Below are 19,110 nucleotides of genomic sequence, written 5' to 3' on the forward strand. Positions count from 1 at the left end.
CCTGAGCGGCAGCGCCCGCCATCGGCAGGCCTGAGCGGCGGCGCGCCCGCAATCGGCAGGCCTAGGCGGCGGCGCGCAGCAGCGCCGGCCAGCCGCCGTCGACGAAGCGGACGTCCTGCTGCGCCGACGGTGGCGCGAGGAACCGCAGCAGCCGGGCGCCCTCCTCGGCGACCTCGTCCAGGTCCGCGGAGGACAGGTCCGTCAGCGGCGCCACGTACAGCACGGCGCTGCCGCGGGTCAGGACAGGCCGCCACAGGGCGGCGGTGAAGCCGTCGACGAGGACGACCGCGGGCATCGGGCCGTTGTCGCCGAACGGCTGGCTCAGGTACCCGGTGGTGAGGACGCGGCTGCGGTCGGCGTGGCTGAGCAGCAGGTTGTCGAAGTCGTACAGGTACCGCACCGGCGCCGGCGTGTCCGGGTCGGGCCGCGGCGCGTCGGGCAGGTCGAACAGCTCCCGGCCGTCCTGCCCGGCGAACGTGACGGTGGTGAGGCGGGCGAACACCTCGGCGAGGCGGGTCAGCCCGGACCAGACCTGCGCGTCGCGGACCGTCGCCGGGCCGAACGCGCCCAGGTAGCGGCGTACCAGATCGTCCACGGACATCGGGGCGGCCGTGACGTGCGGCAGCCACGCCGACGCGGGCGTGTGCGCGGCCTTGCCGCTGCGCCCCCACAGCCCACGCGGCGGCACCTGCACCAGGGTCTCGAAGACGCGGACGGTCTGCGCGAGGGCGGCCGGGTCGCGGCCCGGAAAACACGTGCCCAGCGCGGCGCCGAGCTCCCCGAACGTCATGGGGGTCCCGGTGAGCAGCCGCCTGCCCTCGGCCACGATGTCGTCGAGCGGCGGGTCGGCACCGAGGCGGCGGCGGAAGTTGGTGGACCACATGCGCTCGCCGGCGACGGCGACGAGCGGCCGCACGGCCAGGGCGTCGCGGCCGGTCATCAGGTGGATCGTGGAGCGAAGGCTGGCGACGCGGACCAGGCGGCCGTCGGCGAGCAGGTCCGAGGCGTGCGCCGGCGCGAACCCGGCGAGGCGGGTCCACAGCCCCGTGTACCAGGTGTGCGGGGTCTGCGCCTGCAGCCCGGCGAGGTGCTCGACCGCCTCGGGGACCGTCATCGTGGCGCGGTCCAGCAGCAGCTGCCGGGCCAGCGTGGCCCGGTTCAGCGCCCGGCGGTCGAGCAGCACCTCGACAGCGTAAGCGCTACACGGGCTCCAGAAGTTTCGATTTCTGCACGATCGGCACCGACAGCGTCTTGTAGCCGACCTCCTCGAACAGGACCACGACCCGGTCCTGTTCGTAGGCCATGACGGTGCCGGTACCCCACGCGGTGTGCCGGACCTCGCTGGACACCGGGAACGGCCGGGCGGAGTCGGTGAGCGCGACCTCGTCCGCGGGGAGGGTCGCCGCCGGCCGGCGGAACAGGCGCCGGTACCAGGGGAGCTTCGGCACGACCGGGTCGACGACGACGGTGCCGTTGGCGCAGTTGTCGCAGTGCCCGCACGCCCGGTCGGCCTGTTCGCCGAAGTAGGCGAGCAGGGTGTTGCCGCGGCAGTTGGCGCTCTCGGCGTACTGGCGCATCATGTCGATGCGGGAGCGCCGCAGCGTCTGGTGCCGCTCGAACTGGGCGAGGGCGAGCCGTGACGCCTCGGCCGGGTTCGGCGCGTAGCGGGGCGTGGACAGCTTGTTGCCCGGCAGGACCTCGACGGCGCCGACCTGTTCGAGGAGGCTCAGCAGCGAGGTCACCTTCCGCGCCGGCAGGCCGCTGCGGGTCGCGAGGGCGGTGCGGCTCACGGGGCCTTCCCGCAGCGCCGCGGCCAGCTGCGTGAGCTCCTTGCCGTCGGGGGCGCCGGCGGCGAAGAACCGTTGCAGCGACACGTCCTCGGGCCGGAAGAACAGCACCGTGCGCGACGGTGCGCCGTCCCGGCCGGCCCGGCCGATCTCCTGCAGGTAGCTGTCGGGGGAGTCCGGCAGTGCCACGTGATGCACCCAGCGGATGTTGGGCTTGTCGACGCCCATGCCGAAGGCGCTGGTCGCGACCATGACGGGGATCTTGTCGGCCATGAAGTCGGTGTACCGGCGGCTCCGCTCGCCCGACGCGAGCCCGGCGTGGAACGCGACCGCCTCGACGCCGTGCTCGGTGAGCCGGGTCGCGTACTGCTCGGCGATCGCCCGGGTCGGCGCGTAGACGATGCCGGGCTGCGGCTCCCGCCGTACCTGGGCGAGCAGCCGCTGCCAGCGCTGCTCGTCGCTGGTGCAGTGCACCGTGGCGAGTTCCAGGTTGGCCCGGTCCAGGCCGGCGACGTGCGTGAACGGGTCGCGCAGCCCGAGCGCCTCGGTGATGTCGGCGCGCACCGGTGGTGACGCGGTCGCGGTCAGCGCCACGATCACCGGCCGCCGGTTCCCGTCGCCGAGCTCCCTGATGAGGTGCCCGAGCTGCAGGTAGTCGGGGCGGAAGTCGTAGCCCCAGGCGGAGACGCAGTGCGCCTCGTCGACCGCCACCATGCTCGGCCGCAGCGCGCGGACCTCGGCCAGCCGCGCGGGGTTGCCGAGCTGCTCGGGCGTGATGAACAGGAACCTGGCCGTCCCGGCGCGCAGCGCCTCCAGGGCGGCCTGCTGCTGGTTGGGGGTCTCGGCGGAGCTGATCCTGACCGCCTGACCGGCCTGGCGGCGGTTCAGTCCGGCGATCTGGTCCTGCTGCAGCGCGAGGAGTGGTGAGATGACGACGGTGGGTCCTGGCAGCAGCATCGCCGGGACCTGATAGATGGCGGACTTTCCACCCCCGGTGGGTAACACCACGAGGGCGTCACGCCGCTTGAGCAGGGCGCGCATCGGCGGAAGCTGTCCTGCGCGCAGCTGGTCCCAGCCGAAGTGCTGGCGTGCGGCGCGGCGTAGGCGGGGTGCGAGCGGTACAAGATTCATCGCGGGCGACTGTACCGGTGTTCGAATCACTCGGCGCGTCGAGCGCGTCGTTGCGACACGCCGGTCTTGAGCACTCTCACCGTCTCGCAACCAAAAGGCACCCGAAAGTGACGGCGCCAGCACCCTTCGTAGCCGAAAGTTCTTCGTGTCAGCAGGTGGACCGCCTGCACGGGGTTCACCACAGACACGAGGGGGAACCGATGACAGCGACCCTTGAGGGTGCCACGCTCAAGGTCCAGTTGGAAGGCCGCGAGCTCGAGGACATGATCCGCGAGCACCTGCCACTCGTCGGGCATCTGGTCCGCCAGACGCTCGGACGCCTACCCGCCCACGTCAGCCGCGAAGACCTGGTCTCCGCCGGCATGGCGGCCCTGGCCGGCGCCGCGAAGGCGTTCGACCCGAGCCGGGGCATCCCGTTCGGCAGCTTCGCCACGACCCGCATCCGCGGCGCGATCCTCGACGAGCTGCGCGGGCTGGACTGGGCGAGCCGATCGGTGCGGGCCAGGGCCAGGCAGGCCGACGCGATGCAACAGGAACTGACCGCGGCGCTCGGACGCACCCCGGCCAACCACGAGCTGGCCGAGGCGCTCGGCGTCAGCGTCGATGAGCTCCAGTCGATCGACGACGACGTGCAGCGGGCCGCGGTGCTGTCCCTGCAGGGGTTCGCGGCCGGCAGCGCCGAGGACATGGTCCCGGAACGGGCCGCCGGCCCGGAGGACCTGATCCTGCACCGCGAACGGATCGGCTACCTGCACAACGCCGTCGAGGCCCTCCCCGAACGGCTCGGCAAGGTCGTCAAGGGGTACTTCTTCCAGGAGCGCCCCATGATGGAGATCGCCCACGACCTCGGCGTCACCGAGTCACGGGTCTCCCAGCTGCGCGCCGAGGCGCTCATGCTGCTCCGCGACGGCCTCAACACGCACCTCGACCCCGATCTGGTCTCGGTCAGCGACAAACCGACGGGCTGCGTCGCCCGCCGTCGCGAGGCGTACCACGACAAGATCGCCAGCGCCGGCAACCTCAACAGTCGGCTGGCGCAGACCAACCACCACGGCATGCCGTTCCTGCAGTCCGGCCGGCACGCGTAGGAGTCCTTGTACCCTCGGGCGGTGCTGATCCTGCTGCCACCGTCCGAGGGGAAGGCCGCCGCCCCGCGCCGCGGCGCCGCGCTCGCCCTCGACCGGCTGTCGCTGCCCGCGCTGACCGAGGCCCGCACCGCGGTCCTCGACGACCTGGTGAAGCTCGGCACCGACCCCGTCGCCGCGCTCGGCGTGCTCGGCCTGACGCCGGGCCTCGCGGACGAGGCGGCCCGCAACACCGTGCTGTGGACCGCGCCGACGCAGCCGGCGGCGACGCTGTACACCGGCGTCCTCTACGACGCGCTCGGCCTGGCGTCCCTGACCGGCCCGGCGCTCGCCCGCGCCCGCAGGCAGCTGCTGATCTTCTCCGGCCTGTGGGGCGCGGTCCGGCTCGGCGACCGGGTCCCGTCCTACCGGTGCGCGATCGGGGTGCGGCTGCCGGGCGTCGGCCCGCTCACCGCCCACTGGCGCGCGGCGCTGCCGCCGGTCCTCGACGGCCTGGCCGGCGACACGCTGGTGCTGGACCTGCGCTCCTCGGCGTACACCGCGATGTGGACGCCGCGCAACGCCGTCACCGTGCGGGTCCTGCACGGCGGCAAGGTCGTCAGCCACTTCAACAAGGCCACCAAGGGCCGCCTGGTCCGGGCGCTGCTGCTGGCCGGAGCCCGCCCGCGCACCCCGGCCGCCCTCGCCGCCGCCGTCCGCGACCTCGGCTACACCGTCGACGTGCGCGGCCCGCACGAGCTGGACGTCACCGTCGACACGCTGTGACGCCCAGGACCGCCCCATTGATCACCCTGCGTCGTTGACCGGTGGCAGTACGGTCATTGCATGTACCCGTCGCCGTCGTTCCGGGCGTCCGACGCCGACCGTGAGGCCGTCGTCGCGCACCTCAGCGCAGCGGCCGCCGACGGCAGGCTGAGCCTGTCGGAGTTCGACGCGCGCACCCGCCACGTCTACGCATCGCGGACCTGGGGTGAGCTGCTGCGCATCGTGCGCGACCTGCCACCGCTGCCGCCCGTCGCCGTGCCGCCGCGGTCGGCGCCGGAGCCGGCGTGGCCGACGGTCGCGCTGGTCCTCGGCATCATCTCGGTCCTGATGATGTTCTGCGCGCCGATCAGCGTGATCGCCGGGCTCGCGGCGGTCGTGTTCGGCGTCCTGGGCCTGCTGCCGGGCACCCGCGGCGCCGGCACCAGGCGCGGCATGGCCCTGGCCGGCCTGATCTGCGGCGCGTCCGGCATGCTCCTGTCGATCGCGCTGACGATCTTCATCGCCGGCATCGACTGACGGGCGCGGTCACCCGGGCTCGGTCCACCGCACGACGGCCTCCATGCGGCTGCGCACGTGCAGCTTCGCGAACACGTGGTTGAGGTGGTTCTTCACCGTCTTCTCCGTCAGCAGCAGCTGCCGCGCGATCTGCGCGTTGGACAGCCCCTGGCACAGCAGGCCCATCACGTCCTCCTCCCGGTCGGTGAGCCCGAAGTGCGACCGGGCCAGCCGCCGCCGCTCCGCGTGCCGGTGCTGGACGCGCTCACGGTCGATCTGGTCACGCACGACCGACGCGGCCACCGACGCCGCGACCGGCGACAGCCAGCCACGCCCCCGGGCCACCTCGTGCACCGCCCGCAGCAGCTCGAGCGGGTCGAACTCGCCGTGCACCAGGTAACCGCGGGCGCCGTGGTGCAGCATCCCGCGGATCAGCTCCGGATGGTCGTCGCTGGTCAGCACGAGCACGGTGGAGTACTGCGAGAGCCGGCCGATGACCGACAGCCCGTCGGCGACCGGCATCCGGTGGTCCAGGAGCGTCACTGCGGGCCGCAGCCGCCGCGCCGCGTCCAGGGCCTCCCGCCCGTTGGCCGCCTCGGCGACGACCCGCAGCGCGTCGTCGCCGTCCAGGATGCCGCGGACGGCGGCCCGCACGATCGGGTTGTCGTCGACGACGAGCACCCCCACCGCAGCGCTCACGGCGCGCTCACGAACCGCTGCCCGCCCCGGCGGGGCTGATCCGGCCGGCCGTCCGGGGGTGCCAGGGGCACGTGCACGGCGACGGTGCTGCCGGCGCCCGGGGCCGAGTCCAGGTATAGCCGGCCGCCCGCCATCCGGGCCCGCTCGGCCATGCCGACGATGCCGAAGTGGTTCGCCGACTGCAGCCGCGACAGGTCATCCGGCACGGTGAACCCGGCGCCGTCGTCGGTGACCTCCAGCAGCACGCCCCGCCGGGCCGGCGCGAGCCGCACCACGACCTGCCGCGCGCCCGCGTGCCGGGCCACGTTCGCGAGCGCCTCCCGCAGGATCCGGGTCAGCTCGTACCCCACCATGACCGGAGGGTCGCACGCCGTCAGGTCGGTCCGCACGGGGATGCCCGACGCCGCGCTCCACACCGCGCAGATCTCCTCGACGCCGGTGGCGAAGTCCCGGTCCGGCACGTCCAGGCGCATCTCCTGCAGCAGCTCCCGGGCCTGCCGGGCGGCCGCGGTCGCGCCGGCGGCGACCGTCGTGGCCAGGTGCTCCGCGAGGGCCGGCTGGCGGCGCAGCGACGACGGCAGCGCGAGCGCGGCCAGGGACACCCCGCGCAGCGTCTTGGCCACCGAGTCGTGCAGCTCCCGCGCCAGGCGGGCCCGCTCCGACGCCGCCGCCGAGCGTTGCGCGGCCACGAGCAGGCTCGTGGACAGTTCGAGGTGCCGGGCCAGGGCCGTCGTCGCGACCACCGCGCCGAGGCCCGCGAGGGCGCCCGCCATCGGGAACGCGACGACGAACGCCGCGATGTCCGCCGGCGGGTCGTTGCGGCGCAGCACCTCGGCGGTCACCGCGAAGCTCAGCGCGGCGTGCGCGACCCACACCGGCAGCGCCCGCATGCCGAGCACGACCCCGGCGAGCCCGCCGGCCCCGGCGGCGAAGCAGAAGTAGGCGATCCCGCCGCGGCTCACCGCGAGGACCGCGAACACCAGGGCGAAGTCGGCGGCGACGACGACGGCGGGCCGGCCGACCAGCCCGGGACACCGGGTCAGGGCACCCAGCTGGCCGGCGGTGGCGAACGCCACCAGCACGAGCACCGCGACGACCCTCGACCGGTCCTCGACCAGCAGCAGCCCGGCGGCCGCCGCACTCAGCGTGGCCGCCGCGCGCGCGATGAGCGCCGCGCGGGTCAACGCCGCCGCGGCGATCTCGCGACCTGACGAGGGATCGGACCGTGCCGATCTCATCACTGAACACCCGCCTGAGCCTGGAACGCGACCGCGGTACCGAACGTTACTTGCCGTCACGCCCCCGCCGAACACCCGGCGGGGGCGCTTAATGCGAATTTGAGCCCTGCTTGATCGGCGGCTAACTCAGCTGATCGTGACGACGTCGATGTCGGGCGCCGGGGTGTCGTCGTTGAAGAACACCAGCCGCAGGTCACCGGCCGGCAGCTCGGCGGTGAACTGGAAGGACCGCGGCGCCGTCCACTCCGGGCCGGTCACCTGGAACGTGCGCGCCGGCGCCCCGTTGACGGCGACCTTGACCGCGCGCGGCCCGTCCACCTCGTACCCGACGGTCACCGTCCGTGTCCCTGCCACCGGCAGCACCGCGCGCACCTCCAGGGTGCAGGTGAAACACAGGTAGCGGACGCGGGCGCCGCCGTGGCACGTGCCGCAGGCGGTGACGCCGGCGCCGCCGGTGAGGCGGTTGCCGGGGTCCTCCGCCTCGACGACGATCGGCGTGAACCTCGCCGGCGCGCTGCCGGTCGCCGGTCCCTGCACCGCCGGGGAGCTCGGCGCCGCCGGCGAGCTCGGCCCCGCCGGTGCACCGGACGGGGTGGCACCGGTCGCGCCGGGGTCCTTGTCCGGGGCGATCAGCGGGGGTACCAGTACCGTCGCGGCCGCCATCCCCGCGGCGACCACCGTGACGCCGAGCCACTGACCGGGCGGTCTCCGGCGGGCACGGCCGCGGGTGAGACCCCGCAGGCTCCCGTCGGTCAACTGGCGCTCCTCGTCCTGCGGTGGCCAGGCCGGCCCTCCGACGGACCCTACGTCACGGGCCGGGCGCACCGACAGCGCCGCCGCCCACTGCCATGGACGGCGGCGCTGCATGCCCTGTGGAGGGTCAGGGCAGGAGATACTGCTCGTTCAGGACGTACGGGGCGGGCTGCTGGTCGTCGCGGCCGTCGTGCCCGCGCGGGTCGCACTGCCGCGCCGCCACGATGCACCCGTCGACCATCGCGGCCAGGGTCCGGTCGTCCCACGCGTTCATGAAGTCGTAGTGGAACGTGGGGCCGGCGCCGCTGGTGAACCGGACCTTCGACATGTCACCGTTCACCGGCCACGCCATCTTGAACTCCAGCTTCGGCACCGCGACCGGGTGGCTGTCCGGGCAGACCCAGCCGGACGCCGTGTGGGTGTCCACCGGGTACGACATGTGGCTCTGGTGGTCCGGCGAGTCCAGGTGCAGCCCGTCCCAGCAGCTCGGCGCCTGGTACCGGATGTTGAGCTGGACGCTGCGCTCGGCCGGGCAGGTCAGCGGGATGTTCTTGTTCTTGTAGCTGTCGCCGCACTCGAAGCCCTCCTCGGTCGCGGCGAGGAACCTGTCCGCGTCGGTGTTCTTCGCGTTGCCGACCACGAACCGCAGCCCCTTCGGGAACGCGCGGACGCTGCGGTAGTCGCTCACCCCGGCCTTGTAGTAGATGGTCTGCAGGCCCACCGGGTTGACCACGGTGTCACCGTTGAGCAGCGTCGGCATCCAGTACGCGGACAGGTCGCCCTTGGCCTTGCAGGTCGTCTGGCCCTTCGTCAGCGAGTCGATCGTCGTGGCCGCGTTCGTGGTCGTGTTGCCCATGAACGTGTGCAGGTGCGACGCCCCGGCGAGGCCCGGGAAGACGATCGGGTCGTCGCCGAGGTTGGTCCGGCTGACCGAGCAGTTCGCCTGGAACTCGTGGAACCCGCCCTTGTTCGGCGGCACCTCGTGCGACGGCTTCACGTTCGTGACCGGGTTCGGCGCCATGATGTACCCGGCCGCCCCGGTGCCGCCAGTGCCGCCGGTGCCGGTGCCGCCCGTCGGCTGGGCCGTCGCGCTCTGCGACGCGCTCGACGGCGGGTTCACCGTCGCGGTCGCCGGCGCCGAGGACGACCCGAACACCTGCAGCTCCCACAGCGAGAAGCCGTACCCGCTGGACCGTTTGGTGCCGTACATCCGCACGTACCGGCCCAGCCCGCTCACGGAGAGGTTCTGGGTACCACCGGTGCCGGTCGTCGTGGCGTACACCTGCCGCCAGTTCGTCCCGTCCACGGACACCTGGAGCTCGAACGCGGTGGCGTAGGCCCGCTCCCAGTTCAGCACCACCCGGCCCACGGCGGCGGGCGCGCCGAGGTCGACCTGGATCCACTGCGGGTCGCTGAACGCGCTCGACCACCGGGTCTTCGGATCCCCGTCGACCGCGGCCTTCGCCGGGTACCCCTGCCCCTCCAGGGACGACGCCGTCACCGGCTTGCCCTGCGACAGCGGCTTGTCGTCGGCGCTGGCCAGGTGCAGCGGCCCGGTCGCGAACCAGCCGAGGAACCCGGCGAGGGCCACCACGATGCCGGCCAGCACGAACAGCCGCGACCGCGGCGCGCCTCGCAGGGACAGGGAACCGGATCTCATCGCATCTCCTGTGGGTAGACCGCCACTGGCGTTGACCACCCGGCGTTCGACACGCCAGGTGACCAGGACGCTAGCGGCGCGCCGACCCCCGCACCTGAGCCCAAAGACCCAGACCGGGGCCCAGAGCACAGTCACGTGCCGGCGCGTGCCGGGCCGGGACGCGGTGCTGCGACTGGTGCGGTTTCCGGGTTCTCCTGCGGGAGGCACGGCGGTGCGGGCAACGTCGCAGTGGTGGATCACGCAACGGGGCTGAGCCGACGTGGGGTGCTGCTCGCGGCGGGGGCCGCCGTCGCCGGGAGCGCCCTGCCGGGGGCGAGACCCGCTGCGGCGGCGGCGAAGCTGGTGCCGGTGAGCATGGCGACGCACATCCACGGGCCGTTCAGCGAGGGCGTGGCGAGTTACGCGGCGCACCTGGAACAGGCCCGCAAATACAAGGTCGACGTGGTCTGGTTCACCGATCATGACTTCCGGATCGCGGCGTACGGGCACCGCCAGGCCGTGCACTTCGACGGTGCCGACGAGCCTGAGCACGGGCTCGCCTGGACGTGGAAGCAGCACGTCGTGGGCAGGCCCGACAGTCACGGCGCGGACTTCGTCGCGGTGCCGCACTCGCCGCAGGACGGCACCGGGAAGGCGTTGCGGCTCGCCGCCGCCGGGGCGGGGTCGGTGCGGCTGGACGGGGTGGCGTGGAACGCGATGGCGAACGCGTGCGTCGCCGACACCGAGCTGACCCTGGACGTGCTGCCGGAGCAGGTCGGCGCGGGCGGCGGGCTGACACTGGACGTGCAGCTGTCCAACCAGCCGGGCAAGGGGATCCTGCGGGTGGCGTACCACATCGGCGGCGTCGGCAAGGTCACGCACAAGGTCGACGGGGCACGGGGCACGGTGCGGCTGCCCGCGAGGCCCGGCGTGTGGCAGCGGCTGACGTTCTTGCTCCGCGACGACATCGCGAAGCTGTGGCCCGACGTCGTCGCCGGCGACAACGCGCTGACCGGGCTGGCCCTGGAGGTGCGGCAGGGCCGTTTCGTGGTCGACCGGCTGACGTTCGTGCGCAGCCGCCGGGCGGGGCAGGCGGGCGAGCAGCTGCGGGCCGAGGTCATCGCGGCGGTCGCGGGGAAGTACCCGGACGTGACGCAGTTCCGGGCCCTGGAGGTGTCGATGGTGCGGCACCTGAACTGGTTCGGCGGTGACCTGACGCTGCCCGCGTTCCCGACGCCGCCGCTGCGCGACAACGACGCCGCGCTGACCGCGTCGATGGTCCGCTGGCTGCACGCGCACGGGGGGCTGGTCTGCTGGAACCACCCGATGGACGTCGCGAAGCGGGACGAGCTGGCGAAGCTGATCGTGTCGCAGGCCGCGCTGGGCGCCGACCTCGTGGAGATCGGCAGGGACCCTGTCGAGGATCTGCTCTGGGTGTACGACGTCGCCTCCCGCAACGCCGTGTTCCTCACCGCGCTGGGCAGCAGCGACGACCATGACGCGACCGACTGGGCGGCGAACGAGGAGCACTTCGTCAGTCACGTGTGGTCGCCGACGAAGCGCCGCGCCGACCTGCTGCGGGCGTTGTCGGCGGGTGCGGCCTGGTTCACGGACCTGACCTCGTACCGCGGGGCCATGGACCTGCGCGTCGGCGGCGTGTCCTGCATGGGCGCGGTGCTGGTCGGGCCGGCACCGGTGGCGGCCGATGTCTCTGCGACGAAGCTGCCGAAGGGCGCGACCTTGGAGATCGTCGTCGGAACGGTCGGCACCGGCCTCAAGCCGTCGACGACGGTCACTGTCGTAAAGACGGGAAAGCGGCAGGTGAAGCTGCTGCCCGGCACCTATGTGCGGTCGCAGGTCCGGTTGAAGGACACGACGATCGCCGGAGCATCGAACCCGTTGTGGCTGCTGGCGAAGGCGCCTGCGGCACCGATCCCGGCGGCCCGGAGACGGGCCCTGCCGTATTGAACGGTGTCGCTGAACATCAAGAGCGGACGACGAGATTCGAACTCGCGACCCTCACCTTGGCAAGGTGATGCGCTACCAGCTGCGCTACGTCCGCGTTGCCATTTGACTGTAGCGCATCATCGCGTTGCGCTCCCGCAGGGGGTGGTCACCCGTTAGCGTGATCCGCGTGAGGCGAATGGTGCCCGTGCTGTTGCCGCTGCTGCTCGCCGCCTGCTCGGCGACGGCGGCCCCTTCCACGCCGGCGTCGCCGCTCGCGTCGGCGCCGCCTTCTCCGGCGGCCCCGCCGTCCTCGCCGGCCCCGGTCGACCTGACGCTCGTGTTCGCCGGGGACGTGCACTTCATGGACCGCACCGCGAAGCTGCTCAAGGACCCGGCGACCGCGTTCGGCCCGATCGCGTCGCAGCTGTCCGCCGCGGACCTCACGATCGTCAACCTGGAGACCGCGATCACGTCCAGGGGCACCGAGGAGCCCAAGACGTACCACTTCCGCACCACGCCGGTCGCGATCGACGCGTTGAAGGCCGCCGGCATCGACGCGGTCAGCATCGCCAACAACCACACCCTCGACTACGGCCGGGTCGGCCTGCTCGACACCCTCGACGCGCTGCGTTCGGCGTCCTTCCCCGCGTTCGGCGCCGGCGCCGACGCCGACTCGGCGTACCGCCCGTGGCTGACCACCGTCCGCGGCGTGAAGATCGCCGTCCTCGGCTTCAGCCAGGTCGGCGAGCTGTCCTCGAGCTGGGCCCCCGGCCCCTCGAAGCCCGGCATCGCGATGGCCTTCGACACCACCCGCGCCCTCGCCGCGGTCACCGCCGCCCGCCGCGAGGCCGACCTCGTCATCGTCTTCAACCACTGGGGTGACGAAGGCAACAGCTGCGCCAACAGCACCCAGAAGACCTTCGCCGGCAAACTCTCCGCCGCCGGCGCCGACCTGATCATCGGCGCCCACGCACACACCCTGCAGGGATCGGGCTGGCTGGGCCCCACGTTCGTCGCGTACGGCCTCGCCAACTTCCTCTGGTACGGCACCTCCAAGAGCACCGAGACCGGCGTCCTGCGGCTCACCGTGCGGGACCGCCGTGTCACCAAGCGGGAATTCCTGCCCGCCGTCGTCTCCGGCACCGGCCAGCCCACCCTGCTCACCGGCGCCGCTGCGACCAAGCTCAGCCAGCGCTACGCAGGCCTCTCAGCCTGCGCCGGCCTCACCGCCACCCCCGCCTGACCCCCACCGCGACGCGCCGGATCCGATACCGGTTTGGCATGGGGGATGAGGGTCGGCTAGAGTTTGCATCCGTCGCCGGGTGCAAGACGGGCCGGGCGGTGCGGACGTAGCGCAGCTGGTAGCGCATCACCTTGCCAAGGTGAGGGTCGCGAGTTCGAATCTCGTCGTCCGCTCGGGATAGGGACCACGGTGGGGTGGCCGAGAGGCGAGGCAACGGCCTGCAAAGCCGTGTACACGGGTTCAAATCCCGTTCCCACCTCGAGAGGCCACACCACGGTGCGGCACCTCAGCTAGGGCGATTGGCGCAGTGGGAGCGCGCTTCCTTGACACGGAAGAGGTCACTGGTTCAAACCCAGTATCGCCCACGTTCCTGAACGGCCCCTGCTCACGCAGGGGCCGTTCGCCGTTTGGAACGTGGATTCCTCGCGCAGCCTTCGGCTGCTCCAGGCGGGGGGCTGCGCCACCCCGCACCCCCCATGCGCGCTTCGCTCGCACTTCGGGTCGACCCGCGCTCTGGTAGCGACAGTGCTCTCGTCGGTGGGCTGCCGTCCGGTGATCTTCTGTTGGACGCTTGGTTTCATGCTGCGGGACCTGTCTCACGCAGCAGGCGGATCCCACGCACGTGTCCGCGGACGGGCGCTCGTCCGGGATCGGTGCCGGCTCGGTGCCGGCGGCGGCGCGGCTGGGCCATCCCGGCGTGCGATGCCGGCGGGCGTCGGCGATGCTGTGGGCGTGGAGTACGTGTCCAGAGTGCCGCGACCGCCGCTGGACGGGCTGATCGACGACCTCTACTACCTGGAGGGCGCGCCGCCGTACGCCCGGCTGACGCTGCCGCCCGCGCCGTCGGCGTTGCTCATCGTCAACCTCGGGGCACCGTTCCGCATCCGCGGCAGCACCGACATCGAGACAGCCGAGTACGCCGACGGCTGCGTGGTCACCATGCCCACCCGCGCGTGGGAGTTCGGCTACCCATTGCCGACCCGGTCCGTCGGCGCGCACGTCAAACCGTGGGGGCTGGCGCCGTTCCTGCCGATGCCCGCGGCCGAGCTGTGTGACCGGCCGGTGACGGTGGAGCAGGTTTGGGGGCGGGTCGCCGTTGCCGAGTTGCGGGACCGGCTGGCCACGGCGGACGGACCGCACGAGATGCTGACGCTGCTCGAGGAGGAGCTGATGCGGCGGTTGTGCGAGACCGCCGGCCTGGGGCTGGTCCGCCATACGAGCAGCGTCATCGCGGCGACCAGCGGGGCGGTGGCGATCGGCGACCTGAGCGTGGCAGCCGGTGTCAGCAGCACGCATCTGGCACAGCGGTTCAAGGAGCTCATCGGCGTCACGCCCAAACGGCTGGCCCGCACCCACCGCTTCACCGCCACCGTGTTCGCGATCGACCCCGCCGGACCGGTCGACTGGGGCGAGCTCGCCGGTGGCGCGGGCTACTTCGACCAGGCCCACTTCGGCCACGAGTTCCGGGCGTTCACCGGGCTCACGCCGACCCGGTACGTCGAAGTCCGGCGGCAGTTCCTGCGCGAACATCCCGGTCACGCGATCGAGGGCTGGCCGCTGCCGGCCGATTGATTTCTTACAAGAGCGGCAGCTCACGACCCGCTAACTTGGGGGCATCCCGAAGCAGAGGAGAGCCCCGTGGGCAAGGTGGTCATGTACAGCACGGTGTCGGTGGACGGCTTCGTCGCGGACGAGAACGACCAGCCCGGACCGCTGTTCGACTGGTTGTCCAGCGGTGACGTCCCGTTGGACGACAGCGGCGTCTTGAAGGTGTCGCAGACGTCCTACGACTACACCCGGCCGTACTGGGACGCGATCGGGGTGACGATCGCCGGCCGGCACGTCTTCGACATGACGGACGGCTGGGACGGCAAGCCTCCGAGCGGGATCGACCACGTGGTCGTCGTGACGCACCGGCCGGCCCCCGAGGGCTGGGACCCCGGGGCGCCGTTCCACTTCGTCGCCGGCGTCGAGGCAGCCGTGGCCAAGGCGCAGGAGCTTGCGGGTGACCGCATCGTCGAGGTCGCCGCCGGCGACGTCGGTGGCCAGGTGCTTGCCGCGGGCCTGGTCGACGAGGTGCGCATGGACGTCGTACCCGTCGTGTTCGGGTCCGGCAAGCGCTTCTTCGGGTCTGTCCACGCGCAGCACCTGCTGGAGGATCCTGACGTGGTGCTTCAGGGCAACCGGGTGCTTCACCTGCGCTATCGGGTGCGCCGTTGACCGATCTGAGCGGGCACGCGAACAAGTCCACTGCGAACGGGGACGGCTGGATCTGTTCGCCAGCCCGTCCAAGCCTTCCCCCCGGTACCAACCGATCCAGCGATGCACCGCCTGCCGCGACACCCCGAACCGCTCGGCCACTTCGCTCAGCGGCAATCCGGCATCGACTTTCGGCACGGCGCGGTACCGCTGTTTCTGTCATGGTCAACTCCACCAGCACTCGGCGGAGTGTCACCCATGTCCTGATACCGATGGATCAGCGTCACGCGATGCGTGACAGCTCCGGCTAGGAAGATCTTGTCGGTCAGAGTAGCGGGGGCGTTGGAACTCGTGATGTTCCTGTTGGCCGAAGGCCGTCCTGGGCATGGCGGTCCTGGCTCGGGCCTAGCATGTGCGGGTGCCCGGTCGTTGGTCCGTTCCGCGCGCGGTCAACCGTGTCCATCGTGATGTCCTGGTCCCGCTTGGGTTCGACCGGCGGGGAAGCGTGTGTACGCGGTCGGACAACGGTCTGCTTCGGGAGATCTGGTTCTACTCGCCTCGCTGGGGCAGTCCAGAAATGAAGGGGATCCAGGTCTTCCTGATCGTCCGGATCGTCGGACTTCCGGATCCGGTGAGCGAGTTTCGGCGGGATGCGTTGTGGACGCACCTGGAGCCCGTGCGCGGCCTGTCGGAGTATCCGCGGCCTGTCGCCACCGATCCACCTCCGGCAGAGCTGATCGAAGATGTTGCTGGTCCAGGGGTGGACTTCCTCTGCCACGCGGCGGATCTGCTGGGCTTTGTCGCCATGGCCCGCGAGGTTCACGAACAGTCGGCCACCTGGGGGCCGTTCAAGCATGTGTACCCGCAGGGCACCGCGCCATTGCAGGCGGCTGCGTTTGCAGCGGCGTTGGCGGGCGATAGCGCACTGTGTGAGCAGATGGCGGCGGCAGTGCTGGCGGAGGAGCAGGACCGTCGGGAGGTACGTGACTTCAAGGCGGAGCTAGCACAAGTTCGGCCCGGCTAGCGCTGCTACCACGAGGTCCGGGTGGCAGCAGCGCGGGCGTTGGCGTTGCGCAGTCGAGGGGGCGGGATCTGCTGCCCCTGAACGCGATCCGGCATCCGGCGGTCGGGCGGACCAACGGGTGGTACGTGTGGCGGGGCGGGCCGATCCCGCGGGAGCAGGACGACTTCTTCGCGCCGAGCCACATCGAGCACATCCTGGACACCGCGCCCGAGCTGGTGCCGTATCTCGCGTTGCCGCCGGGCCGGGTGTCGTGCTCGCCCCGGGCTACGAGGACGTGTGGTTCGACGAGTCCTTCCTCGAGCAGTGAACGCTACGAGCAGCAGTGAACGCTACGAGGTGTGTGCCGGGATCTGCAGCAGGGCGGTGACGGCGGCCTTCAGGTGGTCGCGGTCGAGGGGGTCGCCGGTGACGAGGGACTGCACCATGGCGCCGTCGAGCAGGGTGGCGATCGCGCGGGCGGCCGGTGCCCCCGTGCGCGGGGTCAGCATCGCGTGCACCGTGTCGAGCCAGGTCCGGGCGAGGGGCCGAAGCAGCGGGTCGCGGGCGGCGGCGAGGTACACCTCGTACTCCAGCAGCGCCCGCTCGCGGTCGGCGAGATACTCCTCGACCAGCCCCGTCAGGACCGCGGGCAGGTCGGCGGCGCCGGCGATCGCGGTCTGCCAGCTGTCCAGCTGGGTGCGCAGGTCCGCCATGGCGAGCTCCATGCCGCCCGTGACCAGGTCGGCGAGGGTGGGGAAGTAGTAGGTCGTCGCGCCGAGGGGGACGCCGGCGCGGGCGGCGACCGCGCGGTGGGTGGTGCGGCCGACGCCGACCTCGGCGATGACCTCGCGGGCGGCGGCGGACAGGGCACGGCGGCGGCCCTCAGGATCCCGGCGGGCCGGCGGGCGGGCGGGCGGAGGGGTCAATGCGCACCGCCGAGGTTGAGCACGACGACGCCGGCGATGACCAGGGCGATGCCGGCGACCTTCGACACGCTGAGGGGCTCGCCGAGGAACAGCGCGGCGATGGCGACGATGGCGGCGGTGCCGATGCCGGACCACATCGCGTACGCCACGCCGATCGGCACGCTCTTCACGGCCTGGGAGAGGAGGACGAACGCGACGCCGTAGCCGAGCAGGACGCCGAGCGTGGGCCAGAGGCGGGTGAAGCCCTCCGACGACTTGAGCAGGCTGGTCGCGACCACCTCCGCCGCGATGGCGAGGAGCAGGAACACATAGGCCATAGTACAAACGTACATGTACGATCGTACTAAAGGGAGCGCGGCACCGTCAGGGTGATCAGGACGACGCACGCGGGGCAGCGCCAGACCGATCGGCCGGGACCGCGCGAACTCCAGGCTTTCCGCGGGCATGGCAGTCTACGAGGGTCGTACGCCCTCGGTGGTAGTCTCATCGGGCCGTTCTTCCGGTGCGATCCGGTGCCGGCCGGCGCCGCTCGCACCCTCGGCGGGCATCGACACGCCAGCCGGCGCACCTGGCAGACCGGGCCGACGCATCCAAAGGTGCTGACGTCTCGCGAAGCGCATGACTTTCGCGTCCCGGCCGCCGATCATGCAAGGGGTCGGCGCAGCGGCCCGCCCGATCGGGCTGCGACACGGCACGGCGAAGCGAGCATCTGAAGGAGGAGCGTTTCCGGCAATGGCCGACACCACGTTGTGCACGTTCGCGGAGCTCGAGTTCCTGCTCCGCTCCGCCGCCGGCCCGCACGGCGAGCGCACCGCCGGGATGGACGCCGTCCGGCGCCGGCTCGGCCTGCAACCGGAGACGGCCACCGACGTCGTCACCGCCGCCGGGGTCGCGTCGCTGCTCGCCCGGGGCCTGTGCACCGACGAGGGCGGCAACGTCGTGCCGGGCACCCTCGTGCTCGGCGCCGTCGCCGCGCTGTCGACCCTGCACACCACGACCGAGGCGGCCGGCTCCGCCGGTGACCGCACCCTGGCGATGTTCCTGTTCAGCGGCACCGCGGGGCGTCTGGCCGCGTATCCGGGCCCGTTCGGGCTCTACGGCGTCGAGGCCCTCGACGCGGCCGAGCCCCTGGCGGCGCCCCTCGCCCGGTTCGTCGACCGCTGCACCGCCGGCGACGGCGAGGCCGCCGTCGTGATCAGGTCCGGCGCCGGTGACGGACCCGAGACGGGGCTCGCGATTGCCCGGGCCGCCGACGGCACCTGGCTGGTGTCGGACGGGCAGTCGGCCACGCCGGGACTGCCGGCCGACCGGGACGACGTCGTCGCCGCTCTGGTCGAGCGCTTCGGCGCCCCCGTCGCGGCGGGTGCGTGATGGCGAGGGTCCGGGCGGGCGCCGCCAGCGACATCGGCCGGGTCCGCCGGCGCAACGAGGACAGCGCGCTCGTCGCCGACGGGGTCTTCGCCGTCGCCGACGGCATGGGCGGGCACGCCGCCGGTGACATTGCCAGCGACCTGGCCGTGCGGGCCCTGCGGCGGCTCGCCGACCGGCCCGACCGCACACCGCAGGACGTCCACGAGGAGATCGCCCGCGCCAACGGCGACATCCTGGCCTCCGCGGTCGAGCACCCGGTCCGCACCGGCATGGGCACCACCCTCACCGGCATCAGCCTCGTGCTCGACGGCGGCGCCGAGCGGTGGGCGGTGTTCAACGTCGGCGACTCCCGGGTGTACCGGTTCGCCGGTGGCGTCCTCACCCAGCTCACCGTCGATCACACCGCCCCGGAGAGCGTCACCCGCCGCCGTGGCGTGATCACCCGGGCGCTCGGCACCCGGCCCGCCCCGGACGCGGACCTGTGGGTCCTGCCGCCGGTGCCGGGGGAGCGGTTCGTCATCTGCTCCGACGGGCTGTCCCTGGAGCTCACCGACGAGGAGATCGCCGCCGTCCTGCGGGGCGAGCCGGCCGCGCAGGCCGCCGCGGAGCTGCTCGTGCGGCGGGCCGTGCTCGCCGGCGGGCGCGACAACGTCACCGCCGTCGTCGTGGACCACCTTACCACCGCCGGCACCGACACCGGCTCCTTCACCCGCGGCGCCCACGCCGCACCCGAGGACGAGGACACCGACCCCGGCATCGTCGACCACCGGGGCTACCAGGGCGTCGACACCGACCCGCTCGGCATCCCCACCGGCCCGTGACCGCCGCC

The 19,110-nt window shown here is 72.5% G+C and carries 19 protein-coding genes, 4 tRNA genes and 1 pseudogene; 14 read left to right on the forward strand and 10 right to left on the reverse strand.

What is annotated here, in order from left to right; all coding sequences use genetic code 11:
- Nucleotides 1-61: 61 nt before the first annotated feature.
- Together OHA72_RS19645 and OHA72_RS19650 are read right to left on the reverse strand one after the other, a co-directional pair.
- Nucleotides 62-1,183 (reverse strand): winged helix DNA-binding domain-containing protein, encoded by a 1,122-nt coding sequence (locus tag OHA72_RS19645; RefSeq protein ID WP_327009249.1) that lies wholly within the window; start codon nt 1,181-1,183, stop codon nt 62-64.
- Nucleotides 1,184-1,199: 16 nt separating this feature from the next.
- Nucleotides 1,200-2,918 (reverse strand): RecQ family ATP-dependent DNA helicase, encoded by a 1,719-nt coding sequence (locus OHA72_RS19650; RefSeq protein WP_327009250.1) that lies wholly within the window; start codon nt 2,916-2,918, stop codon nt 1,200-1,202.
- A 200-nt stretch (nt 2,919-3,118) separates the two neighbouring features.
- Between OHA72_RS19650 and OHA72_RS19655 the strand changes: the two genes are divergently transcribed.
- The 3 genes from OHA72_RS19655 to OHA72_RS19665 are packed head-to-tail and all read left to right on the forward strand — an operon-like array spanning nt 3,119 to nt 5,284.
- The gene (locus tag OHA72_RS19655; RefSeq protein WP_327009251.1) at nt 3,119-4,006 is read left to right on the forward strand and encodes a sigma-70 family RNA polymerase sigma factor; all 888 of its coding nucleotides are present in this window, start codon (nt 3,119-3,121) and stop codon (nt 4,004-4,006) included.
- A gap of 21 nt (nt 4,007-4,027) precedes the next feature.
- Nucleotides 4,028-4,768 carry a YaaA family protein gene (locus OHA72_RS19660; protein WP_327009252.1) on the forward strand — a complete coding sequence of 247 codons (741 nt, stop codon included), beginning with the start codon at nt 4,028-4,030 and terminating at the stop codon, nt 4,766-4,768.
- Nucleotides 4,769-4,828: 60 nt separating this feature from the next.
- Nucleotides 4,829-5,284, forward strand: a complete 456-nt coding sequence (locus tag OHA72_RS19665) for a DUF1707 and DUF4190 domain-containing protein (RefSeq protein ID WP_327009253.1) — start codon at nt 4,829-4,831, stop codon at nt 5,282-5,284.
- A gap of 9 nt (nt 5,285-5,293) precedes the next feature.
- Here the strand turns inward: OHA72_RS19665 and OHA72_RS19670 are convergent, their stop codons facing one another.
- From OHA72_RS19670 to OHA72_RS19685, 4 genes are all read right to left on the reverse strand, one after another.
- Entirely contained in the window at nt 5,294-5,962 is a 669-nt protein-coding gene (locus OHA72_RS19670) for a LuxR C-terminal-related transcriptional regulator (RefSeq protein WP_327009254.1), read from the reverse strand.
- Nucleotides 5,959-7,200 carry a sensor histidine kinase gene (locus OHA72_RS19675; protein ID WP_327009255.1) on the reverse strand — a complete coding sequence of 414 codons (1,242 nt, stop codon included), beginning with the start codon at nt 7,198-7,200 and terminating at the stop codon, nt 5,959-5,961. Before OHA72_RS19675 ends, OHA72_RS19670 begins: the two co-directional genes overlap by 4 nt.
- A 126-nt stretch (nt 7,201-7,326) precedes the next feature.
- Nucleotides 7,327-7,956 (reverse strand): carbohydrate-binding protein, encoded by a 630-nt coding sequence (locus OHA72_RS19680; RefSeq protein WP_327009256.1) that lies wholly within the window; start codon nt 7,954-7,956, stop codon nt 7,327-7,329.
- Nucleotides 7,957-8,080: 124 nt separating this feature from the next.
- Nucleotides 8,081-9,613: a DUF1996 domain-containing protein gene (locus OHA72_RS19685; protein WP_327009257.1), complete on the reverse strand. Its 1,533-nt coding sequence runs from the start codon at nt 9,611-9,613 to the stop codon at nt 8,081-8,083.
- A gap of 231 nt (nt 9,614-9,844) precedes the next feature.
- On the opposite strand from OHA72_RS19685, the gene OHA72_RS19690 reads away from it, so the two are divergent.
- A complete protein-coding gene (locus OHA72_RS19690) occupies nt 9,845-11,560 on the forward strand; it encodes a CehA/McbA family metallohydrolase domain-containing protein (protein WP_327009258.1) in 1,716 nt (571 codons plus the stop codon).
- A gap of 21 nt (nt 11,561-11,581) precedes the next feature.
- On the opposite strand, the gene OHA72_RS19695 is transcribed toward OHA72_RS19690, so the two are convergent.
- Nucleotides 11,582-11,654 (reverse strand) — tRNA-Gly (locus tag OHA72_RS19695).
- Between the two features lie 81 nt (nt 11,655-11,735).
- Here OHA72_RS19695 and OHA72_RS19700 point away from each other — a divergent pair.
- The 6 genes from OHA72_RS19700 to OHA72_RS19725 all read left to right on the forward strand — a co-directional run bounded on the left by OHA72_RS19700 (nt 11,736) and on the right by OHA72_RS19725 (nt 15,002).
- A complete protein-coding gene (locus tag OHA72_RS19700) occupies nt 11,736-12,782 on the forward strand; it encodes a CapA family protein (protein ID WP_327011616.1) in 1,047 nt (348 codons plus the stop codon).
- 100 nt (nt 12,783-12,882) lie between these two features.
- A tRNA-Gly gene (locus OHA72_RS19705) sits at nt 12,883-12,955 on the forward strand.
- A gap of 15 nt (nt 12,956-12,970) precedes the next feature.
- Nucleotides 12,971-13,041: transfer RNA gene (locus tag OHA72_RS19710), tRNA-Cys, on the forward strand.
- A 34-nt stretch (nt 13,042-13,075) separates the two neighbouring features.
- A tRNA-Val gene (locus OHA72_RS19715) sits at nt 13,076-13,147 on the forward strand.
- Nucleotides 13,148-13,514: 367 nt separating this feature from the next.
- The gene (locus tag OHA72_RS19720; RefSeq protein WP_327009259.1) at nt 13,515-14,354 is read left to right on the forward strand and encodes a helix-turn-helix domain-containing protein; all 840 of its coding nucleotides are present in this window, start codon (nt 13,515-13,517) and stop codon (nt 14,352-14,354) included.
- Between the two features lie 66 nt (nt 14,355-14,420).
- Entirely contained in the window at nt 14,421-15,002 is a 582-nt protein-coding gene (locus OHA72_RS19725) for a dihydrofolate reductase family protein (protein WP_327009260.1), read from the forward strand.
- A 72-nt stretch (nt 15,003-15,074) separates the two neighbouring features.
- Here the strand turns inward: OHA72_RS19725 and OHA72_RS19730 are convergent.
- Nucleotides 15,075-15,179 (reverse strand): annotated as a pseudogene (locus tag OHA72_RS19730) (helix-turn-helix domain-containing protein); the annotation flags it as partial.
- A gap of 379 nt (nt 15,180-15,558) precedes the next feature.
- Between OHA72_RS19730 and OHA72_RS19735 the strand changes: the two are divergent.
- Both OHA72_RS19735 and OHA72_RS19740 read left to right on the forward strand, forming a co-directional pair.
- Nucleotides 15,559-16,005, forward strand: a complete 447-nt coding sequence (locus tag OHA72_RS19735; RefSeq protein ID WP_327009261.1) for a hypothetical protein — start codon at nt 15,559-15,561, stop codon at nt 16,003-16,005.
- An 86-nt stretch (nt 16,006-16,091) separates the two neighbouring features.
- Nucleotides 16,092-16,331, forward strand: coding sequence for an immunity protein Imm33 domain-containing protein (locus tag OHA72_RS19740; protein WP_442788729.1), 240 nt, complete (start codon nt 16,092-16,094; stop codon nt 16,329-16,331).
- A gap of 3 nt (nt 16,332-16,334) precedes the next feature.
- Here OHA72_RS19740 and OHA72_RS19745 read toward each other — a convergent pair whose 3' ends face one another.
- Both OHA72_RS19745 and OHA72_RS19750 read right to left on the reverse strand, forming a co-directional pair.
- Entirely contained in the window at nt 16,335-16,910 is a 576-nt protein-coding gene (locus OHA72_RS19745; protein ID WP_327009263.1) for a TetR/AcrR family transcriptional regulator, read from the reverse strand.
- Nucleotides 16,907-17,227: a DMT family transporter gene (locus tag OHA72_RS19750; protein WP_327009264.1), complete on the reverse strand. Its 321-nt coding sequence runs from the start codon at nt 17,225-17,227 to the stop codon at nt 16,907-16,909. Before OHA72_RS19750 ends, OHA72_RS19745 begins: the two co-directional genes overlap by 4 nt.
- A 415-nt stretch (nt 17,228-17,642) precedes the next feature.
- Here OHA72_RS19750 and OHA72_RS19755 point away from each other — a divergent pair, with 415 nt between their 5' ends.
- Nucleotides 17,643-18,281, forward strand: a complete 639-nt coding sequence (locus tag OHA72_RS19755) for a hypothetical protein (protein ID WP_327009265.1) — start codon at nt 17,643-17,645, stop codon at nt 18,279-18,281.
- Nucleotides 18,281-19,102: a PP2C family protein-serine/threonine phosphatase gene (locus OHA72_RS19760; protein ID WP_327009266.1), complete on the forward strand. Its 822-nt coding sequence runs from the start codon at nt 18,281-18,283 to the stop codon at nt 19,100-19,102. Before OHA72_RS19755 ends, OHA72_RS19760 begins: the two co-directional genes overlap by 1 nt.
- Nucleotides 19,103-19,110: the final 8 nt, after the last annotated feature.

It is taken from the genome of Dactylosporangium sp. NBC_01737, from assembly GCF_035963215.1.
In the GTDB taxonomy this organism is placed as follows: Bacteria; Actinomycetota; Actinomycetes; order Mycobacteriales; family Micromonosporaceae; genus Dactylosporangium.